The organism is Sphingopyxis sp. (assembly GCF_965227415.1).
In the GTDB taxonomy this organism is placed as follows: domain Bacteria; phylum Pseudomonadota; class Alphaproteobacteria; order Sphingomonadales; family Sphingomonadaceae; genus Sphingopyxis.
Map to the genome: position 1 here is coordinate 3142640 of NZ_OZ245749.1, position 22187 is coordinate 3164826.

The 22187-nt window shown below is 63.3% G+C and carries 15 protein-coding genes; 9 read left to right on the forward strand and 6 right to left on the reverse strand.

Translation table 11 applies throughout. The features are described from left to right. Nucleotides 1–3 precede the first annotated feature (3 nt). Nucleotides 4–2211, reverse strand: coding sequence for a TonB-dependent receptor (locus tag ACO055_RS15310; RefSeq protein WP_422059699.1), 2208 nt, complete (start codon nt 2209–2211; stop codon nt 4–6). Between the two features lie 160 nt (nt 2212–2371). Here ACO055_RS15310 and ACO055_RS15315 point away from each other — a divergent pair, with 160 nt between their 5' ends. The 9 genes from ACO055_RS15315 (at nt 2372) to ACO055_RS15355 (ending at nt 11718) form a co-directional block, all read left to right on the forward strand. Further along, nucleotides 2372–2758, forward strand: a complete 387-nt coding sequence (locus ACO055_RS15315; RefSeq protein ID WP_422059700.1) for an SgcJ/EcaC family oxidoreductase — start codon at nt 2372–2374, stop codon at nt 2756–2758. Between the two features lie 9 nt (nt 2759–2767). Beyond that, nucleotides 2768–3658 carry a hydroxymethylglutaryl-CoA lyase gene (locus tag ACO055_RS15320; protein ID WP_422059701.1) on the forward strand — a complete coding sequence of 297 codons (891 nt, stop codon included), beginning with the start codon at nt 2768–2770 and terminating at the stop codon, nt 3656–3658. An 84-nt stretch (nt 3659–3742) separates the two neighbouring features. Then, entirely contained in the window at nt 3743–4972 is a 1230-nt protein-coding gene (locus tag ACO055_RS15325; RefSeq protein ID WP_422059702.1) for a cytochrome P450, read from the forward strand. Between the two features lie 448 nt (nt 4973–5420). Beyond that, complete coding sequence (locus ACO055_RS15330) at nt 5421–6287, forward strand: Ku protein (RefSeq protein WP_422059703.1); 867 nt, start codon at nt 5421–5423, stop codon at nt 6285–6287. 1 nt (nt 6288) lies between these two features. Beyond that, nucleotides 6289–8796: a DNA ligase D gene (ligD, locus tag ACO055_RS15335; RefSeq protein ID WP_422059704.1), complete on the forward strand. Its 2508-nt coding sequence runs from the start codon at nt 6289–6291 to the stop codon at nt 8794–8796. 162 nt (nt 8797–8958) lie between these two features. Continuing rightward, nucleotides 8959–9162: a hypothetical protein gene (locus ACO055_RS15340; protein ID WP_422059705.1), complete on the forward strand. Its 204-nt coding sequence runs from the start codon at nt 8959–8961 to the stop codon at nt 9160–9162. Nucleotides 9163–9795: 633 nt separating this feature from the next. Continuing rightward, nucleotides 9796–10356, forward strand: a complete 561-nt coding sequence (locus ACO055_RS15345; protein WP_422059706.1) for an alpha/beta hydrolase — start codon at nt 9796–9798, stop codon at nt 10354–10356. 111 nt (nt 10357–10467) lie between these two features. Beyond that, the gene (locus tag ACO055_RS15350) at nt 10468–10743 is read left to right on the forward strand and encodes a hypothetical protein (RefSeq protein ID WP_422059707.1); all 276 of its coding nucleotides are present in this window, start codon (nt 10468–10470) and stop codon (nt 10741–10743) included. A gap of 183 nt (nt 10744–10926) precedes the next feature. Continuing rightward, a complete protein-coding gene (locus ACO055_RS15355) occupies nt 10927–11718 on the forward strand; it encodes a DUF1206 domain-containing protein (protein ID WP_422059708.1) in 792 nt (263 codons plus the stop codon). Between the two features lie 86 nt (nt 11719–11804). Here ACO055_RS15355 and ACO055_RS15360 read toward each other — a convergent pair whose 3' ends face one another. The 5 genes from ACO055_RS15360 to ACO055_RS15380 all read right to left on the reverse strand — a co-directional run bounded on the left by ACO055_RS15360 (nt 11805) and on the right by ACO055_RS15380 (nt 22140). Then, entirely contained in the window at nt 11805–14576 is a 2772-nt protein-coding gene (locus tag ACO055_RS15360; RefSeq protein ID WP_422059709.1) for a CHAT domain-containing tetratricopeptide repeat protein, read from the reverse strand. A 5-nt stretch (nt 14577–14581) separates the two neighbouring features. Beyond that, entirely contained in the window at nt 14582–15565 is a 984-nt protein-coding gene (locus tag ACO055_RS15365; protein ID WP_422059710.1) for a hypothetical protein, read from the reverse strand. 282 nt (nt 15566–15847) lie between these two features. Further along, the gene (locus ACO055_RS15370; protein WP_422059711.1) at nt 15848–17071 is read right to left on the reverse strand and encodes a tyrosine-type recombinase/integrase; all 1224 of its coding nucleotides are present in this window, start codon (nt 17069–17071) and stop codon (nt 15848–15850) included. 345 nt (nt 17072–17416) lie between these two features. Further along, nucleotides 17417–18820 (reverse strand): efflux transporter outer membrane subunit, encoded by a 1404-nt coding sequence (locus ACO055_RS15375; protein WP_422059712.1) that lies wholly within the window; start codon nt 18818–18820, stop codon nt 17417–17419. 137 nt (nt 18821–18957) lie between these two features. Continuing rightward, nucleotides 18958–22140: an efflux RND transporter permease subunit gene (locus ACO055_RS15380; protein WP_422059713.1), complete on the reverse strand. Its 3183-nt coding sequence runs from the start codon at nt 22138–22140 to the stop codon at nt 18958–18960. Nucleotides 22141–22187: the final 47 nt, after the last annotated feature.

Sequence of the window (22187 nt, forward strand, 5' to 3'; positions counted from 1 at the left end):
GGATCAGAATTTATAGCGTGCTTGCACCGACACGTTGCGCGGCGCATCGACGACGGTCACGCGCGCGGCTGGGTTGAGGAAGGTGTTCGCGAGGCCCGCCGTGTTGCTATAGGCGTTGGTCAGCTTGTTGGTCAGGTTCCGGCCGACGAGCGCCAGCTCCCAGCCATCTTCGACGGTGCCCAGCGACACGCGTGCGTCGAGTTTCAGCCAGCCATCCTGCCGCGCCACCGGGTCGTTGGTGAAATCGCGGAAATTGCCCGACTGGAAACTTGGTGAAACCGTCGCTTTGATCTGCAGGTCGCTCCCGACCGGCACCGCGATCGTAGCGTTCACCGATCCTGAATATTTGGGCGTGAAGCCCAGCCGCTGGCCGGTCTGGTTACAGGTGCCGGGCAACGTGCCGTTGCTTGGCTGGAGCGCGTAACAAGGGCCTGCGGTGAAATCGACATATTTGGCGGTCGGCAACCACGCGAGGCTGCCGTCGACCTGGAAAACACCGCTGCGGGCGAGGAATTCCGCCTCTAGTCCGGCGACCCGGGCCTTGGGGGCGTTGCCCGTGAAGAAGATCGCGGCGAGCGAACCCGGAACCGAAATTCCGGCCGAAACCTGCAAGTCGCGGTAAGTTGTGTGGAAGGCCGCCAGGTTCAGATATCCCGTACCCGGAAAGCTCAGACGTGCACCCGCCTCGAACGCTGTCGAGCGTTCGGGTCGATAGGCGAAAGTCGCCGCCGAAGCGTTCGAAATCGCGCCCTGGAATCCCGCGCTCTTCGATCCTTTGCCGAAGCTCGCATAGAACATGGCGTTGCGGTTGACGTAATATTGGATCGATGCGGCGGGGTCGAACCGGCTGTCATTCGTGCTGCCGCTGAAATCGGCCAGCACCGCGCCGGTACGTTGCGTCGCCGCGAGCGTGCCGCCAAGGCGCAGATAGTCGGCGTTCTTCTTCTGATGCGTCCAGCGCCCGCTGCCGTTGATGCGCAGGCTTTCGGAGATGATCCAGGTCAGCTGGCCGAACAGCGACAGCGCCCGGTCTTCCTGTGTGAATTGCCGAAAAGTGCTCGCGGCGGGCGCAAAGAGCACGCCCGTCGTGCGTTCCTCATCGAGATCGGCGACCGAATAATAGGCGCCGAGCGAATATTCGATCTTGCCGCCCGAGGGAGAGGTAAGACGGATTTCCTGCGAGAGCTGCTGGAAATCCTGGTCGAAGTCGGCAGTAGCGAAATTGCCGGCGAAAAAGTCGGCGTCGATCAGGTTGCGGTTGCGGAACGCCGAAAATCCGCTGATCGAGGTCAGCGTCGGTCCGCCCAGGTCGATGTCGAACTGGACCACGGCATTATCGGTGACGATATTGTCATATTCGGGTCCGTTCAGCAGTCGGCTGCTTTTGCGGTAGTCGCGAAATTCATTGTTGGCGGGCGCAAAGACCTGCACCGGCGACCCTTCGATATCGACGTTGGCATGCTCATATTTGACCAGCATCGTCACCGGTCCGCTTTCGAGCACGCCGGTGATACGGCCGATGATCTCACGTCGCGTTGGCTGATTCTGGTCGACAAGGTCGTTATAGATATAGCCTTCGGTATCGGCGTACCGCCCGACGGTGCGGATCCTGAAATTGTCGGTCACGGGAATATCGATTCCCGCCTCGATGCTTGGCCCGTCGAAGGTGAAATTATAATCGCCCAGCACATAGCCGCCAAAGGTGTCACCCGGGCGCCGGGTCAAGATGTTGATCGCGCCCGCGCTGGTATTGCGGCCGACCAGCGCCCCCTGCGGGCCGCGCAACACTTCGAGCCGCTCGATGTCGAGAAAGGGCGCCGCGAACTGGCGGGCGTTGCCGGCGTAGATGCCGTCGACGAACATCACCACCGACTGATCGAGCGACGGGCTGCCCGCGCTCGATCCGATGCCGCGAAGGACAATCAGGTTCGCGGCCGGCGTCTTTGCGATGGTAAGGTTGGGGACGAGCGGTGCAAGCTGCTCGAAATTCTGGATACCACGGTCTTCGAGGGTGCTGCCCGATACCACGGCGATCGAGATCGGGACGTCCTGAAGCCGCTGTTCGCGCCGCTGGGCGGTGACCACGATATCGGTCGCATCGCTTGTTTCAGCCGCAGCTTCTCGCTCCGCGCCGCTGCCCGTCTGCGCATAAGCCGGCAGTGCGAGCAAGCTCGCGCCGACCAGCAATATCCCCTTGCCGGAAACGCCCATATCCCTCTCCCTCCAAGCTTCGCCAGCTCCCTGCGGTGATGCCGCTATGTAAAGCTGGTTGACATGTTGAAGATGACGCAAGACACTTATTATTGTCAACAGATTTGACGAAATATCATTTTGGCCGTGCCGCCAAGGCGAGAGTTGGAGAGGAATTCGCATGCGCAGTCCGCAGGAAGAAGCCGCGCTGGCCGTCGTCGATCGAATGAAGGAAGGCTGGCAGAAACTCGATGGTGAGTTGATCCTGTCGCTGTTTCATGACGATGCGGTGATGCAGAGCATGATGAAAGAACCCTATCGCGGGAAGGCCGAAATCAAGGCCATGCTCGATGGCTTTTTCGCGGTTGCCACGCGCGTCGAGATGGAAGTGCTCAATCGCCGCGTCGAGGACAATGTCGTGACGCTCGAACGGCGCGATCATTTCACCGCGCGGGGCAAATCGGGTGTCCTTCCCGCGGTCGGCATCTTCGAGATCGAGGACGGGCTGATCCGTACGTGGCGTGAATATTATGATTGGGGCATGTACGAACGGCAGATAGCCGACTAGCCATTGTCCATGGTCGAACTGGTCGAAGTTTCGCCGCGCGACGGGCTGCAGAATGAAGCCGCCATTTTGTCGGTTCAGGCGAAGGTCGCGCTCATCGAGCGTGCGGTGGCCTCGGGCGTCCGGCGGATCGAGGTCGCCAGTTTCGTGAACCCGTCGCGCGTCCCGCAAATGGCTGACGCCGAGGCCGTGATTGAGAACCTCCGTCTCGATGCCGCGGTGCGGACCATTGGACTGATCCTCAACGACCGGGGCGCCGAACGGGCGTTGGCCACCGGCATCGGAGAACTCGGGCTCGTCGTTCCGGTGACGGACGGATTCGCGATCGCCAATCAAGGCATGTCTGCCGAAGACTGCACCGCGATGGCGGTGCGTGTGCTGGCGCGAGCGCATGCCGCCGGACGGCCAGCGCAGGTCACACTGGCGGTTGCATTCGGTTGCCCGTTCGACGGCGCGGTGGCGCAGGGCAGAGTGGTTGCGCTCGCCCGCCGCTTTGCGGCTTCGCCGCTCCTTGAAGTCTCGCTCGCCGACACGATCGGCATTGCGCGCCCGCACGAGGTGGAACGCCTGGTCGGGCAGGTGTGTGATGCCATTCGGCCTATGCCGGTGCGCGTCCATTTCCATGACACGCACGGCATGGGGGTTGCCAACAGCATCGCCGCAGTCAAGGCGGGGGCGGTCACGGTCGATGCGGCGATAGGGGGAACCGGCGGTTGCCCCTTTGCGCCGGGGGCCGCCGGCAATGTCGCAAGCGAAGACATCGCCTATGCATTCGGACCGCAGCGGGTCGCGGTTGATCTGAACCTACTCGTCGAGGCGGCACGGTGGCTCAACGGCGAACTGGGCCGGACGCGCGAGAGCGCTGTAATGCGTGCCACTGCCGCGGCGGCGACGCGGCTATGATGGCGGCACGCGACTGCGGATTGACAGGCGCGATTTGACCCGACAGGATGTCGTCAAATAAATTGACATAAATGGAGAGGTGACATGGTCGCGGCCGATGCGTTCGACCTGCTCGATACGGCAAGCTTTGCCGACGGCCATCCGCACGACGCCTATGATGCGCTCCGCGCCGATCGGCCCGTGTTCCGCCATCCCGGATCGGACCGGCAGCCGCCCTTTTGGGTGCTGACCCGCTATGACGATGTCCGCGCCGTGTCGCTCGACGCGCAAAATTTCACCTCGACGAAAGGGTTTCGCGTCCCGACCGATCAGCGCGCCGCGATGGATCCCGAAATCGGCCGGACTTTGTCGCGTTTCATGCTTGCCATGGACAATCCCGAGCATGCTGACTTCCGCGCGCTCGTCGCATCGGCCTTCATGCCGGGCGCGATCGGGCGTTTCGAGCCGCGCGTCGAGGCGTCGGTCGCGGGCGTCATGGACACGCTCGCGGGGCGCGACGAGGTCGAATTCGTCGAGGAAGTCGGCGCGATCGTCCCGATCCGTTCGATATGCGCGATCATGGGCGTGCCGATCGAGGACGAATGGCGAATCTTCGAGTTCACCAATGCCGTGTTCGGCACCGACGACCCCGACTATGCCCCATCGCTGGAAGTTGCCAACGCGCGCTATCTTGCGATTTTCGACTATGGGCTCGACCTGATCGAGCAACGCCGCCGCGAGCCACGGGACGATCTCATATCGATCATCGCGCGGGCCAAGGTTGGCGGCCGGTCGCTCGACGATATCGAGCGGAAAAGCTTCTTTTCCAATATGATCGCCGCCGGGAATGAGACGACGCGCAGTTCATTGGCAGGCGCGCTCTGGGGTTTGTGGCGCTTTCCCGATCAGCGCCGCCGCCTTGTCGAAGATCCGTCGCTGATTCCGGCCGCGGTCAACGAACTGCTCCGTTGGCATAGCCCGGTTTTCCAGATGGCGCGCACTGCGACACAGGATGTCGAGATCGGCGGAGTAACGATCGCCGCTGGTGAGCGCGTTGCGATGCTGTATGGGGCCGGCAACCATGACCCCGCGATCTTCGATGATCCGCACCGTGTCGACGTAACGCGCGTCAATGCCAATCGTCATCTCGCGTTCGGCTACGGCGTGCATCATTGTCTCGGCTTGCGGCTCGCGACAATGCAGTTGCGCCACATTCTGACGGCGTTTCTCAAAACGTATCCGAATTACGAGGTCGTCGAGCCGCCGCAATTCATCCGCTCAAATTTCGTCGGGGCGATGAAGGCGCTTCGTATCGCCTTGGGCCCGACGCATTAGTGGGCGAACATTGTCCAATATTTCGCTTGAGTAGGGCCCGAGCGTCGCTTGCTGTTGGACGTCGTTGAAGTCACTTCGTCTTCCTCAACCAAAAATCGCGCTGTGGGAGCGATAAGCTTCCTCCCGGTCCGTTAGCCATGTCCGCTTTCGTGGCTCTGATGCCAAACGCGGCCTGATGCCAGCCGGCCAGTTTAGGCCATCAATACAGGGCTCGAATGGCGCCAACGGGTCATAAGTTGCCGCGCTTTATAGGCGCCGCTTGCGCTTAGGTTGCCTGCCATCAGCGTAATCGCCCGGCCGCGATGCACCTTCAGCGTTGCTCCGGTTGGCGAGTATGGCTCGACATCGCAGCGGCGCCCGGCCAAGCCGGGTCGGCCTTTCGTTGCAGCGATTGAAAGCGGAACGGCAATCCGGTTTGCGCATTCTTCGTATGGGAAGTGAGAACGCTATGGCCGCACGCGCTTATTGGAAAGGGCAGATCCGGCTGGCGCTGGTGTCTATTCCGGTCGAAATCTACTCGGCAACCAAATCGGGTGCCGCGGTTACTTTTCGCCAGATCCACGAACCGAGCGGCAAGCCGATCAAATATGAGAAGGTGGTGCCGGGAATCGGTGCGGTCGACCATGACGAGATCGTCAAGGGATTCGAATTGTCGAAGGGCAATTATGTTCTGCTGGACGAGGAAGAGATCGACGCGGTCAAGCTCGAGAGCAAGCGGACGCTCGAGCTCGTCCAGTTCGTCGATACCGACGCGATCGACGTCCTCTATTATACCAAGCCCTATTATGTCGTCCCTGCCGACGAACTCGCCGAAGAAGCCTATATCGTCCTGCGCGAAGCATTGAAGCGCACCAAGAAGGTTGGGCTCGGGCAACTTTCGTTGCGGGGCCAGGAACAGCTGGTCGCGCTGCGTCCGTGCGGCCGCGGGCTTGTCCTGGAAGTGCTGCGTTACGCCGACGAGGTGAACAAGGCGGCGAATTATTTTCGCGATGTGGGCAATGCCAAGCCCGACGCCGACCTGCTCGATCTCGCCGAAACGCTGATCGGCAAGAAGTCGGGTGCGTTCGACGCCAGCGACTATCACAACCATTATATCGACGCCTTGAAACGCGTGATCGCCAAGAAAGCGAAAGCCAAGGGCAAGCGCGTGCTCGAGGATGTCGAAGAACCCGCCAGCACCGGCCGAGGCTCGAACGTCATCGACCTGATGGCGGCGCTCAAGGCGTCGGTCGACGGCAAGAAGACGTCGCCGACCAAGGAAGCGGCGGCAAAAAAGTCCCCGGCCAAAAAGCCCGCCGCCCGCAAGCGCGCTTGACATGGCGAAGCGCGCCGACCCGCTCGCGCAATATAACGCCAAGCGCGATTTCAAACTGACTCCCGAACCCGCGGGCAAGGTTGCACCGGGTAAAGGCAACCGTTTCATCGTTCAGAAACACGACGCCACGCGCCTCCACTATGATTTCCGGCTCGAAGTCGACGGAGTCCTCAAGAGCTGGGCGGTCACTAAAGGCCCCAGTGCCGACCCTGGCGACAAGCGCCTCGCGGTGCGCACCGAAGACCATCCGATGAGCTACGCCGAATTCGAAGGCGGCATCCCCAAGGGCGAATACGGCGGCGGCACGGTGATGCTGTGGGATCGCGGCACCTGGGCGCCGATCGCAGGGAAAAGCGCCAAGGACATCGATGACGGTCATCTTCATTTCACCCTCGACGGAACACGGATGAAGGGCGAATGGCTGCTCGTCCGCATGAAACCGCGCCCGGGCGAAAAGCGGGAGAACTGGCTGCTGCGCAAGATCGACGATGCCTTTGCTGGCGGTACCGACGACCTCGTCGGGCGCGAGCTCACCAGCATTCTCACCGGCCGCACCATGGCCGAGATCGCGGGCGACACCGGCGGCGAGCAATCCCTGAAAGGTGCGAAAGGCGCAGCGTTCACGAAAAAGATGCACGCCGCCGCCGCGCACAACAAAAAGGTCGCCAAACCCAAAGCCGGCGCCAAGCCGCCCAAATTCCGCCCGCTCCAGCTCGCGACGCTGGTCGATGCGGTGCCCGTCGGCAACGGCTGGTTCCACGAGATCAAATATGACGGCTATCGCACCGCAATCGCTGCCGCGGGGTCGGACGTCAAACTCTATACCCGCAACGGTCTCGACTGGACCGACAAGTTCGCGCCGCTGGTCCGCCACATCGCCGCGCTCGGCCTGCCACCCTGCCTGATCGACGGCGAGGTCGTGGCTTATGGCACAGACGGCAACCCCGACTTCTCGTCACTGCAGGCGGTGCTCAAGCGCGGCCACGGCGCGCAGGACGATGCGACCACTCTCCATTTCTTCGCCTTCGACCTGCTCGAACAGGACGGCAAATCGCTTGCCAACCTTGGCAATCTCGAACGCAAGGAACGTCTCGAAGCCCTGCTGCGCAACGCCGCCCCGCCGATCGCGGTTGCCGACCACATCATCGGCGCGGGCGAGAAACTCTATGGCGCGATGTGCAGCGCCGGCCAGGAAGGCATTATTTCGAAGCGCGCCGACGCGGCCTATTCGGGCCGCCGGTCGAAAAACTGGCTAAAGGTCAAATGCACCCGGCGACAGGAGTTCGTGATCGTCGGATGGAACCCGTCAGCGACCAAATCCCGCCCCTTTGCCTCGCTCCTTCTTGCGCAACGCGAAGGCGACACGCTCGTCTACAAAGGCAATGTCGGCACCGGTTTTGACTCCGACGCGATGGCCGACCTCGCTAAGAAATTCTCGCGGCTTAAACGCAAAACCGCCCCACTCGACTTCGACGCCGCTTTGGCGCGCAAGGTTCATTGGCTGACACCCGACCTCGTAGCCGAAATCGCCTTCGCCGAATTCACCGCCAGCGGCTCGGTGCGTCACGCAAGTTTCCTCGGCTTGCGGAGCGACAAAGCGGCCAAGGATGTGCATCCCGAAAAGCAGCAGCCCGCCCCCGCTCTGCAAAGCGACGTGACGATCAGCAGCCGCGACCGCATCATCTTTCCCGAAGCTAAGGCGACCAAAGGCGACCTTGCCGACTATTATGCGGCCATCGCCCCCGTCATGCTCCCGCACACCGCGCGACGCCCGATCAGCCTCGTTCGCTGTCCGCAAGGACGCGGCAAGAAATGCTTCTTTCAAAAACATGATGCGGGCAGCTTCGGCGGCCATGTCATGCAGGTCCCGATCAAGGAAAAGGACGGCGGGTACGAGGATTATCTCTATGTCGAGGACGCCGACGGCCTGCTTGCCTGCGTTCAGATGGGGACGATCGAATTCCACGGCTGGGACAGCCATGTCGATACGCTTGAGGCACCCGACCGCATGGTGTTCGACCTCGACCCCGACGAAAGCCTCGATTTCGGCGACGTCAAAAAGGCGGCGCTCGATATCCGCAGCCATCTCGCCGACATCGGGCTGGTCAGCTTCGCCATGCTTTCGGGCGGTAAGGGCGTCCATGTCGTCGTACCGCTCGATCCCGGACACAGCTGGGACGCCCACAAGGATTTCTCGAAACGCTTTGCCGAAGCGCTGAGCCTTGCCGAGCCCGACCGCTTCGTCGCCACGATGAGCAAGGCCAAACGCAAGGGCAAGATTTTCATCGACTGGCTGCGCAACCAGCGCGGAAGCACCGCGATCATGCCCTATTCGGCCCGCGCCCGCGAAGGCGCGCCAGTCGCGGTGCCGATTGCTTGGGACGAACTCGACGGCATCGACCGTGCCGACGCGTGGACGATTGATGACGCGGACGCTTTGCTCGATCGCGCATCGGGGTTCGATCTGGGCGGATGGGGTTTCGCAGCGCAGTCGTTGCCTTCAATATAAGGCCAGCGCTCGCGACAGGAAATGTCCGCTTTCCAATTCTTGCTGACTTATTGCAGAAAGTCGGGAATCGGCCAGACGTTTCCATTTCCCTCGCGCAACCAATTTTCGGGATTCGCATTTTCCAATCGATCGCTGGCATCGGCATTTGAAAGGAGACGATCCGTGCGAACGATTGAAATCTGGCCGGACGAAATAGAGGGTGGAGATACCGAACGGGAGGGAAGGCGTTATGCCACGATGCGGTTCATCGACCATGAAGCCGAAACTGCGGTCGTGGTGTTCCTCCAGCCCGAGGTTGAGCGGGGCATGATCGCCGATCTTTACGGTTGGGCGCAAAGTCGGGGCATGACAGGACGAACGAACTGACCTGCGCGCGGATGATCAACTCTCCGGACGGCTTCAAGCGCAGGCGTCTAAGGCCGGAGGCAGACAGTCGCCTGCAGCCTACGCCCGTGATGCGCTAACGCTGGTTCACGCCAGCCCGTTCACATACTCTAGCAGTTGCCCTTCACCCCATCAGCGCAGTCTGCGGCCGATTCCACGTCCTTACCTGCACCCTGAACAGTGTTGCAGGCCGACAGGATCAACATCGAGGTGCTGATTGCGAAAATTGTCAGAAGTCTTTTCATTCTCTCTCTCCGGCGAAGAGGGCGAAGCACCCTGGTTTTGATTCTCGATACGGTCACAACAGCTGGTCGGAACGATCGTTCCGTTGCGTCGGCGCCTTCGTGACCGAGCGTTCAACATGATCGCTTCGTTACCCGGCTTCAGCGTCGGGACGTGGTCGCGCCAGTGCGCCCATATATTGCGAAGGCGCGGCGGCTTCCGGTCCTGCCGCTTGTCGAACGAACTCGCAGTGACCAACTAGGCGTCGACGAGCAATGAGAGGCCAACCTTTTGTCGAAGATTGTAAACGGAGCCAGCCTGCAGCCGCGCTCCGGCGAACCCCCGAAAAAAATCGTCCTGCTTCTACACGGCTTCGGGTCGAGCGGCACAGACATGATCTCGCTCGCTCCCGCGTGGCAGGAGGAACTGCCCGATACCCTGTTCCTCGCGCCGCATGCGCCGCAGCGCTGCAGCATGATGGGTGCGGGTTATCAGTGGTGGGGCCTGTCGGGCTTTGCGCCGTCTGCTTTGGCCGCCGGTGCCGCCTTGGCCGCGCCTGCGATCGATACCTTCATCGATCGGAAACTCGCGCAATATGGGTTGGCCGAGGCGGATCTTGCGTTGGTCGGGTTCAGCCAGGGGACGATGATGGCGCTGCATGTCGGTCTGCGCCGTCCGCGCGCGGTCGCGGCCGTGATCGGCTATTCGGGGATGCTCGCCGGTACGCTCGGTCTTGGGCATGACGCTTTCCCCAAGCCGCCTGTGCTATTGGTGCACGGGACGGCCGATCCAGTGGTTCCTATTGCGGCGCTGCACATGTCGGAGAGCGAGCTCAAGCGGCTCGGCGTCGATGTCACGACGCATGCCTCATACGGCGTTGCGCACACCGTCGACCCTGTGGGCCTCCGCCTCGGCAGGGATTTCGTGGCCGAGGCCTTCGCTCGCTCGTCGTGACATGGTCGGCTGCCGGCTTCGCACTACGCGGGCGGGACGGGTAAACTTTGCCGCGTGCAACTCTCTCGGCGGTCCGGCGTTAGCCAGCTAGTCTAAGCAGGGAGAAATATCATGAACAAGCTTTTCATCGGTCTCGCCGCCACGTCCGCGCTGGCGCTTGCCGCGTGCCAGAGCCCGGCCGCCGACAAGGTCGAGGATCAGGCCGAAGCCAAGGCCGAGGCGATCGACGCTCAGGCTGACGCGATGCCTGAAGGTCCGGCGAAGGAAGCTATGGAGAACAAGGCTGACGTCGTTGAGGAGAAGGGCGAGGAAAAAGCCAATGCCATGGACGACAATGGCGAGATTGCGCCGTCTGAAACCGGCGTTGGCGACACCCAAAAGAAGTAAGCCTGCCTTCCCTAAAAGGCAGCGTAAAGGGCGCCGTGATCCGGCGCCCTTTATCGTGTGCGGCTGTTTCTAGCGAGTCCTGGTTGGCCTTACCTAGGCGTTTGTTCACGCCGTTTTGTGATCGCCGGAACAACGGAAGGTACAGGACGTTCGACTCCCATCGGCACTGTGGGAGCAGGTGGAATGGACAGACTTCGACACCTCGAGACCTTCGCGCGCGCCGGGTGGTGCGCGCGGGGCGTGGTTTATTGCCTGCTGGCAGCGTTCGCGCTGACCGGCGTCGGTACCTCCGACGCCAGTCCGCAGGGCGTGTTCCGGTCGGTCCGCGATATGCCAGGCGGCACACCGCTGCTCCTGCTCCTCGCAGCCGGGCTCGCCCTCTACGGTGCCTATCGCTTGTACGGCGCCGCGCTCGACAGCGAGGGCAGGGGAAGAGATGCAAAAGGCCTCGCAATCCGTGCCGGTTACGCGGCAAGCGGTCTTGCACATTTCGGGCTGGCATGGGCTGCCAGTCGCCTCGCATCGGGAGAAGCGTCTGGCGGCGGACGCGAGAAGGAAGCCGCTGGAATGCTGCTCGACCTGCCGCTCGGCGGCACGCTTCTCGGGCTGATCGGTCTTGCCTTCGTGGCAGCGGCCGCGCAGCAGGCGACCAAGGCTTGGACGACCGAGTTCATGCGCGACTTGGCGCCTGGCGCGCCCTCATGGGCCGTGCCTGTTGGCCGCGCCGGGCTCGCTGCGCGCGCTGTGGTGTTCGCCGTGATCGGTATTTCGCTGATCAAGGCGGGCTGGTTCGGGTCGGTCGGCGAGGTCAAAGGGCTTGGCGATGCGCTCTCCTCGCTGACGGAGACCAGGCCGCTCTACCTGCTCGTCGCCGCCGGACTCTTCCTGTTCGGCGTCCACAGTTTCGTGGAAGCGCGCTGGCGCCGGATTCGCGACGAGGATGTGGTCGCCCGGTTGAAAGCGGCCGCACGCTAGCTAACCGTCGACCGCGGCTCGCGAGCTGTGCCATCGCAGGTAGGCCATGCCCCTGTTCCGAAGCAATCGCTTAAGGCAACCTTACACTATCGGTCGCCCACGATTACAAATGGCGCCCACGCGTTGGGGTGGGCCCAGCTATCCGATTCAGTGTCTCCTCGTTTGTCATCGCGAACCGTCTTCATTGCGACCTGGAGGGCCTCAGCGGGTGACCGTCCGGGGTTACGCTTCAGCCATTCGGTCGCTGCGACCGTAAGCCTCGGAGCGACGGCATCGCGGACCGGCCAATGCGAGACGAGCAAACTAGGAGCACCGGCGAAGAAGAAGGATCGCGCAAGCCCGGACAGGCCTTCGCTGTCAGCGCTACCGCTGCTCCCCGCCGTGTTACAGGCCGACAATATGATCCACTTCGAACGGATCTTGAGTTCGGCGATCTCGGAGCTGCTGAGGTAGCCGTCGTCGAATATGCTCGCTTCAGTCGGCGGCGAGAGAACGAGCCCCGGTTCGGACAAGCCGTTGATCTCCTGCGCGAGCAATCCGTGCGTCGCGAAAACGATAACATCGGCGTTTAGCGGCGTTTGACGAACGCGCGTTTCTGTTGCGGCTGCCGCGAGGAAAAGTGAATTGCCCGGCGCGCCAGCCGCGGTCCAAAGCGCATTCAGCTCCTGGGCCGTTCCGGGAAGCCGCGAAAGCTTCAAGAGCGCTCGCGGATCGGCAAGTGCTGTTTCACTTCCCGATATCAACTGGCTCTGAACGGCGCGGAGATCTGCGGCCGGTGGCCCCCGGCTCGCGCCGCGCAGCGCCGACTTGCCTTCCAGAACCGGGTCGCCGAAACCCAGGAATGGTTGCGCTTCGCTCGAATCGCGGTCGATCCGAAAACGCCGAAGAAGGGCGAGCGAGTTCAGCGAAGGGATTTGGATCTGCGCGATTTCATCGGCAAACCATTTGGCGGAGCGCAGCACCGCGGGGTCACCGTCGGGGCCTTTCGGGACCTCGCGAACTAATATCCCGAACGGCATGCTGGCCAGCGGTCCAGTGGCCGCGATGAACAGCACGTGTTTCGTCGAGAGTTGGTGCGCGACCGGCGCGACAAGGTCGGCATAGAGCATGTGCGCTGTCACAAAATCATAGGGGTAGGTGCCTTCGCCCTGCTGCTCCCACGCCGCGCGCTTTACCGGGTCGATATCCACCTTGGCTCCAACGTCCCACAGCAGACGGGTGACACTCCGCCCGATGGCGACGTCATTCTTGGCGCTACGTGCCCACGTCAGTCCTTCGCGGGTGACCAGGAAGATATGCGTGGCATAGTCCGTCGGCAGCACAAGCAGCGCCGCCTCGTCGCCCTTCAGCAATTTTTTCGCCTCTTCGATCGAAAGCGTGCCAGGCCGGACGAGCGCGAAATAATCAGGTGCCCGCGCGCGCAACAGCTGATCGATCTCCGCAACGCCACGCGCGGCCTCGCCGCGCCGGCTTGCAAGATCCCGCTGTAACCGCAAATCGTCAGAAGAGGCCGTTGCCGCCAGCGCAAGCAGGCGCCGATCAAGCATCTGCCATTCCGCACTGAGCGACTGGCGTTTCTCGACAGCCTCCGTCAGCCCCGCGGCGTCGGCCGATCGGTTCGCAGCCTTAAGCGCCACCGCACGGCTCGTGCTCCCGTTGAGAAGAAATTGCGCTGCTGCAAAGGCGGCCGCCTCTCGGTCGGGCGCGCGTCCGTGCCATGCCGCTTCGATCAACTGGCGCTCGGCCGCGCGTGCCTCATCTAGGTCCCGCGCGAATTGCGACTGATCTCCGACGCCAAAACCGCGCGTGGTCATGCGGTTCCGCAGGGCTGTCGTGACGTGCATTGCCAATGGATAGGCCTCGTCGGCGCCTTCCGGCACGCGAAGCAGAGCATCGGCGAGCGCCGCTTCGCCAAGCAACGTGTCGGGATGATCGGCGCCGAGCTTTTCGCGCCGGGCGCTGAGCGCTGAGCGCAACGTTGCTATTGCCGTCTCCCGATCGCCGCTCCCGAGCTGCGCGAGCCCGACGATAGTCTGGCTGGTCAGCGTATCAGGATGATGATCCCCGAGCGCGGCTTTGCGGCTCGCGAAGGCCGCCCCGCCGATCGTCAAGGCTTCATCGAACAGGCCGAGATCGATGAGGTTGGCGGCAAGATTATGTTTGGCGAGCCAAGCTTCGGGGGTGTCGCCTCTCGCGCCGCCATATTGTTCGGCCACCTCGCGAAGCAGAAGGTCGGCCTCGGCATAGCGGCGCTGTTCGTGCAGATTATGTGCAAGATTATTGGTGATCAGCCTTGCCAGCGGGCCCTCATTCTCGGTTCCATGGGCGACGATCTGCTCGCGAACCTCACGCAGCAAAGCTTCGGCGTCGCGAAGCCGGTTCTGGCCCGTCAGCGACCCTGCCAGCGTGTTGATAATCGTCCAGCGAAGGCGGCGTCCCGACGTCGACGTCGCCTCGGCGGCTAGCAGGACTTCCCGCAGAATTGCTTCCGCTTCGCCGTAACGTCCAAGAAAGTTCAGATTGGTTGCAAGGCTGTTGCCCGTGTTCAGCACCGTCGGATCGTTCGCTTCATAGCTCGCGCGATCCAGCGCGTAGGCGCGTCTGAAATGAGCCGTCGCATCGCCGGCGTCGCCGCGCCGGCTGAGCATCGCGCCAAGTTCATGGTGCGCAATCGCGAGCTCTTCGACGAGCGCAAGATATGTCGCCGAGCGCATGTCACCGGCGCCTGTCAGCCTTGTCACTTCGGCTTCGAGCGTATCAATTTCCGCTTGGGTGACGTCGGCTGCCATCACCGTGGTGGTGAGCGAGAAAGCGGCGAGGAACAGGGCAAGACCGCGAAGACATCCGGCACGCTCCATTTTGCCTAACCCGCTGTCGCCGTCATGGCCGGGCGATATTGATAGTCCTGCCCGCAGTTGCTGTGATGCGCCAGATAGTGGAACGCCGCCGGGCGCGTGGCCGCCAGCGCGTCGAGCATGCTGTAACCTTGGATGCGAAACTGCCCGCTCGGATGCTCGGCAAGCCACAGCCCCCACAGCAACGGATCTCCGTCACTCTTGATCCAGTCGGGTCGCGGCAGGTCCGCCGCCGTAACCCATTTGAGCCCGATATCTTGGAGCGCGCCGCCGTTGTCGGCGATCCGGATCGTATCCGCATCTTGGATCGCCTTTGCAGGAAGGCGGCTGAAGTTTTCCAAGGTTCCGGTGACCGTCTTCGCCCGAAGTACATCACCCGACTGGTCCTCGCCGCACCAACCCCACAGCACGTTCGCCAGCTTCCGGTCGAGCAGTTGGACCGGGACGGTCCCAAGCGCGCTGTCGCCGGCAAGATAGACCGCCCGCGGAGTGCTGCCGATACTCATTCCACGGGTAACGCCGCCACGGCGGCGGCCGCTCCCTGTCAGGCTTCGTTCGATTGCCGTCAACTCGGCAAGCGAAGGCCAGTCCAGCGAGGCTATGAAGTCTCGTGCTGCGACCGGAAATTTTCTGACCGGCGGGCCGTCGACGATCAGCGGCGTGCTCGCCGCGTCGATCCGTGTTTCGCGCCCGACTTGTCCTCGCACGATGGTCCAGCCATTCGCCCCGGTCGCGCACACCCGGTCGCCCGCAAGGAGGGGCGTGCCGCTCGCCGCTACGCGCCATGACTTGGTGTCAGCGCGCTGAATGGCAGCGGGCCCCAGAGTTCGGCTAATGACAGCAACTGCTTGAATGAAAAACGCCGGGTCCGGCTTGACGTCGTCTTGGACGGCAATGATCGCACCACAGACCGGCTCCGCTGCCGACGCGCCTGAAGGCAGGACGCCGCAGAACGCGACCGTGGCGGCAATGGCCGCGCGATGCCAGATCATATCCACCCCATTGTTCTGTGGCCCGCCGCCTACCCGACTTGCTACCCGGCCACGCTAGACCGAGCGCTAGCGTCGAGCAAGTTTGCCGCCGACGCGATCATTCCCAGGGTCATTCTTTAGAGTGATGCTTGCAGCCGGTAACCACAGCGATGGATTGGGATCACTTCTCCGTTGCTATTGTTCCGCCCGGTACCGAGTCATTGCATCGAGGCCCCACAAGCGTCTGCTCTTCAAGACATGCCCATGAAAGCTGTCAGTCCGCAAACGGCCAAAGGCTGCCAATCAGCGCCCCCCGAGATAGTCTTCTGCAATCGCCCTCGATACTGCGTCCGCGGCAAGCTTGGTTGCGTTGTCGATATGAACATATCGCTGGGTGATTCCGCGAGGCGCATGGCCGAGCAGCGTGCAGATGGTCAGCTCCGAGAAGCCGAGCTCGCCGGCAATGCTCGCGAAGGTATGACGCAGGGTGTGCAGCGTGACCCCTTCGATTTCTGCCGCGGCGCAGATTCGCGCCAATATCCGCGGCAGACCGACAAGGTGGCCATCGGAGAACTCGCTCGGGAAAACATAGGTGCAGTTCTCGCGCTTGGGCTGAGCCTGGATGTGGGCGAGCGCAGCGGCACCGATCGGGCGCACCTGCGGCCCGGTCTTGGTGTCGGGGAAGCGTACGCATCCCGACACGTCGTCGACCCACGGCCATTGTAGGCCGAGCGCTTCCATACGCCGAAAGCCTGTGAGCAAAATCAAACGTACGGCCGCGGCAGCCACCGGGCTCTCAGCTTCGTGCCGAATCAGCGCCTTTCCGAACCGTTTGAGCTCATCGACCGAAAGGCGCCGATCCCTTTTCACATCCATCGATATTTTGCGGATGCCGCGGGCCGGGTTGGTTTCGATGACGTTCCACCTAGCCGCCTGCTCGAAGATCGTGTGGAGCATCCCCACGGTTCGACCGGCGACGCCGGCGCCGCCGCTGGTGACGCCTCCGCGGCCGTGGCGATCCTTTGCCGTCTTTCCGTCTCTGATGTCGGCCTGAAAGCGTTCGAGATCCGCGATCGACAACCGTTGCACCGAGCGGTTGCCGAGGAGCGGCTTCACGTGACGCTCGATCCGGCTGCGATCCAGGGCGAGTGTCGAGGATGCTATAGGTTGCCTTCGTCGCCCGAGCAGCCGTCCCGCCTCCGCTTCGTCCAGATACCAGTCGCACACCTCGTTGACCGTAATCCCGGCACGACGAGGCCTGGCAGGGTCCTCACCCGCCGCGACTTCGCCCAGTCGAACTTTTGCGAGATCGCGTGCCTGGTCCACGGTGATGACGCCAAATCGACCGAGGTTGATCCGGCGCTTGATGCCATCCTTGTTACGGTACTGAACAACGAAGGTCTTCAATCCGGAGGGCATGACCCGCACGCCAAAGCCCCTGGTCTCGCTGTCCCACAGGATGATCTGCTTTTCCGTCGGAGGCGCTAACGTATCGACGGATTTCTTCGTCAGCTTCGCGGTCGGCATATCCTAGCTTCCTGTCAATGGAGACAATCACTGCAAAAGCCCATGTCTCCAATTCGTCTCCAACCGAAATGGAGTTGCAGGAAACGAAAGGTAAGGATGTAATGAGTTAAAATCAACAAATATAAGGATAATCAAAATCTAGGACAGAATAGGAAAGCCTGTCGTAGCCTGCACTACTTATTGCCAAGGTTGGGGTCGAGGGTTCGAATCCCTTCGCCCGCTCCAGTTTTCTCGAAATCCGGATATCACGCTGTGCGATGCGCGCTGCGCTCGCGCGATTCGCAACGGCAAAACCCCGTGCAGCGAACGGCCGCACGGCGTGCTGCTCGGTTCGCGGCGGATCGTTCAGGCGGTCCAGCGGCCTCCCAAAGCGCGAAAGACATCGACCTGCGCATCGGCGATGCGGGCATCGGCGAGCGCCAGCGACGCTTCGGCTTCGGCAAAGGTTCGTTCGGCGTCGAGCGCAACGAGCCCGTCGATCTGGCCCTCGCGTTGCTGCGCGCGGGTGATCTTCACGGCAATCTCGGCCTGATCGCGCGCGGACTGGAGCGCTGTGCGGCGGTCGAGCATGTGCGCGTAGGATGACAACGCCGTCTCGGTTTCCTCGAGCGCGCGCAGGACCGTGCCGTCAAACGTAGCCAGCGACGCCTGGGTATCGGCCTCCGACCCGGCGATGCGCGCGCGCGCGGCTTCCTGATTGAGGAAGTTCCAGTTGATCAGGGGGCCGAGCAGCCAGCGCAGCGGTCCGCCGCCGAACAGGTCGCCGAGCCCGCCGCTCGTCTGGCCGATCGATCCACCCAGCATGATCTTCGGGTAAAGGTCGGCGGTGGCGACTCCGATCCGCGCGGTCGATGCTGCAAGCCGGCGTTCGGCGGCAGCCACATCGGGCCGCCGCGCGAGCAAGGCAGCGCCATCGCCGACCGGGATCGGTTGGTCGAGGCGCAACGTGGTGCGCCGCTCGGCGGCGATTTGTGGCAACTCGGCCGGGGTGCGCCCGGTCAGCGTCGCGAGCCGGAACAGCGCTGCGTCACGCTCGGCAGCGATCGAGGGGATGTCGGCGCGGCGCTGGTCGCGCAGCGCAGCGACGCGCGCGGTGTCGAGCCTGGTCGTCAGCCCGACCTCGGCGCGGCGCGCGGTAAGCGCGACCGACTTGTCGAGCAGGGCAACGATATGTTCGGCAACGGTCAGGCGTTCAGCGGCTGACGCGGCATCGGCATAAGCGCGCGCGGTTTCGGCGGCGACGGTCACGCGTACCGCGTCGGCGTCGGCCTCGGCAGCAGCGACATCGCCGCGCGCGGCCTCGATCCCGCGCGAGACGCGGCCGAACAGGTCAACCTCGTAACCGACGGTCAGCCCGGCATCGACCTGCCAGCCGGTGCGGTCGGCGCCCGGCGGCACCTGGCCTTCGCTGGCGCGGCCATAGGTTGCGCCGGCGCTGAGGTTCGTCGAAGGCAGCCGGTCGCCGCGTACCTGGCGCAAGGACGCACGCGCCTTGGCGATGCGCGCGACCGCGACGCGAATATCTGTATTCGCGGCGAGCGCCTCGGTCACCAGCCCGTCGAGCACCGGGTCCTTGTAGAGCCGCCACCATTCGGCATCGGCCGGAGCGGCGCTCGTCACGCCATCGCGCGTCGAGAGGAAGGGGCCGGACGCCGTCACAGGGGGCGTGGGGGCGACGAAGTCCGGCCCGACCGCGCACGCCGAAAGCGTCAGCGCGGATACCGTAGTGAGAATGGCGCGAAGTAGCATCGAAGATCTCCTGAACTTGCTTTCAAGATACCTGTGTTCCCCCGCGAAGGCGGGGGTCCATCATCGGACAGTCAAACCGGGACCGACTTGAGATGGCCCCCCGCCTTTGCGGGAACACACAGATATTGGCGAAAACATCACTCCGCCGGCTGCAACACAGGTTCGGCATGACCGCTGCGGCCGCGAAGGGTCGCAAGACGGTCGCCGAGCGCGCGGCAGACGACATAGAAGGTGGGGGTAAAGAGCAGGCCGAAGGCGGTGACGCCGATCATTCCGAAGAAGACCGCTGTGCCGAGCGCCTGGCGCAGCTCCGCTCCGGCGCCGCTGGCGATCAGAAGCGGCACGGCGCCGAGGATGAAGGCAAAGCTGGTCATCAGGATCGGGCGCAGGCGGTCGCGGGCGGCACGCACCGCAGCTTCGACCGGAGACAGACCATCCTGTTCCTCGGCCTGCTTGGCGAATTCGACGATCAGGATCGCATTCTTCGCCGCGAGCGCGATGAGGACGACGAGTCCGATCTGCGTCAGGACATTATTGTCCATGCCGCGCAGGTTCACGCCGACCATCGCCGCGAACAGGCACATCGGGACGATCAGGATGATCGACAGCGGCAAGGTCAGGCTTTCATACTGCGCCGCGAGCACGAGGAAGACGAACACGACCGCCAGCGCGAAGACGAGTGCAGCCGTGCTGCCTGCCGCCTTTTGCTGATAGGCAATGCCGGTCCATTCGGTGCCGTACCCCGCAGGCAGCGTTTCGGCAGCGAGCTTTTCCATCGTCGTCAACGACGCGCCCGAACTGTACCCCGGCGCCGTGTCGCCATCGACTTCGACGGCGGGGTAGAGGTTATAGCGCACGACGCGGTACGGGCCGGTCTTGTCCTTGAACGTTGCGACCGAACCGATGGGGACCATTTCGCCGGTGTTCGAGCGCGTCTGGAGGTTGGCGATATCGGCGACCGACTGGCGGAAGGGGGCGTCGGCCTGCGCAGTGACGCGGTACGTGCGCCCGAGCAGGTTGAAGTCGTTGACGAACGCCGACCCCAGATAGACCTGCAATGTCTCGAAAACGCGTTCGGGCGGGACGCCGAGGAGATTCGCCTTCGCGCGATCGATGTCGGCATAGACGCGCGGGCTTCCGGTATCGAAGAAGGTGAAGATCTGCGCGAGTCCCGGCGTCTGGTTCGCCTTGCCGATCAGCTTGCCCGATTCTTCGGCGAGCTTCTGATAGCCGTGGCCGCCGCGGTCCTGCACCATCATCCGGTAGCCGCCCGCCGAGCCGATGCCCTGGATCAGCGGCGGCGGGATCACGATCACGCGCGCTTCGGTGATGTCGGCGACGTCGGCGCGCGCCTCGTTCATGATCTCGTCGAAGCTGACGCCGAGCTTCCGGCGTTCCTCGAAGCTCTTGAGCGGGAAATAGGCGGCAGCGGCGTTCGGGGCGAGCGTTTGCGAGGGGCCGTCGAAGCCCGCAAGCATGACCGATCCGAGGATGCCCTTGTTCGGCAGGATCCGTTCCGCGACCTTTCGCAGCGCCGCATCGGTGCGTTCGACCGAGGCGCCGGGGGGCAGCTGGACAACCGCCAGGAAGTAACCCTGGTCCTGCGCCGGAATGAACCCCGTCGGCGTCGCCCAGAACAGCCCCATGGTCGCGGCGATCAGCCCGCCATAGGTGATCATCATCCGCTTCGGCCGCCGGACGAGTCGCGCGGTGAGCGCGGCATAGCCGTCGCTCAGTCTTTCGAAGCTGCGGTTGAAGGCATCGCCGGCGCGTTGCGCGACCGCGCGGATGCGCGAAGGCTTTGCCGGCGCGGCGTGCGGCTTGAGCAGGATCGCCGCGAGCGCAGGCGACAAGGTCAGCGAGACGATCAGTGAAATGATCGTCGCGGTCGAGATCGTCACCGCGAACTGCTTGTAGAACGCGCCCGACAGCCCGGTCAGGAACAAGGTCGGCACGAACACCGCGCACAGCACGAGCACGATCGCGACGAGCGCGCCCGACACCTCGTCCATCGAGGTTTGCGCGGCCTTCAGCGACGACAGCCCGCGTTCGAGGTTGCGCTCGACATTCTCGACAACGACGATCGCGTCATCGACGACGATGCCGATCGCGAGCACAAGCCCGAAGAGCGAGAGGTTGTTGAGGCTGTAGCCGAGCGCGGCGAGCACCGCGAACGTGCCGACGAGCGAGATCGGGATCGCGACGATCGGAATCACCGCGGCGCGCCATTTCTGCAGGAACACCAGGATCACGATCACCACGAGCACCATCGCCTCGAGCAACGTGTCCTTCACGGCGTCGATCGACTGCGCGATGAATTTGGTCGGGTTATAGATGACGCGATATTCTAGGCCCTTGGGAAAGCTCTTCTCGGCCGCTTTCATCTCGGCCTCGACGGCGTTCGCCGCGGCAAGCGCATTCGATCCCGGACGCTGGAAGATGGCGAGAATCACCGTCGGGTCGCCCGACAGATAGGTGTTGCTGTTATAGTCCGACGCCCCGAGCTCGACCCGCGCGACGTCCGACACATGGACCTGGCGCCCGTCGGGATCGGTGCGGATCACCACTTCGGCAAACTGCTGCGGATCGATCAGGCGACCCTGCGTTTCGACGTTGAGCTGGTACGCGCTGCCATTGGCGTAGGGCGGCTGACCCAGCGAGCCTGCCGCGACCTGGACATTCTGCGCGCGCAGCGCCTGGACGATCTCGCCCGCCGTCAGGTTCAGCGCCGCAGCGCGCGTCGGATCGATCCAGACGCGCATCGCATAGTCGCGCGCGCCGAACAGGCGGACATCGCCGACGCCGTCGATGCGGCTGAGCCGGTCCTTGAGCTGGGTCAGCGCATAGTTGGAGATATAGCCGCGATCGAGCGAATTGTCGGGCGAGACGAGGTTCACCACGGTCAGAAAGTCGGGCGAGGTCTTGCGCGTCACGACGCCGAGCCGCTGCACTTCTTCGGGCAGGCGCGGGACCGCGATCGCGACGCGGTTCTGTACCAGAACCTGCGCGGCATCGAGGTCGGTGCCGATCTTGAAGGTGACGGTGATCGTCACCGTGCCGTCGCCGGTCGACTGGCTGCTCTGATAGAGCATATTGTCGACGCCGTTGATTTCCTGCTCGATCGGCGTCGCCACTGTCTCGGCGACGGTCTCGGCCGATGCGCCGGGATAGTTGGCGGTGACCGTGACCGTCGGCGGGACGATGTCGGGATATTGCGAGACGGGCAGCGACCAATAGGCGATCGCGCCGACAAGCGTGATGATCACCGCGATGACCGCGGCGAAGATGGGACGGATGATGAAGAAGCGTGACAGACGCATGGCGGGGTTCCCCGGTTGGAGGATCGAATTTCCAGTTCCCCCTCCTG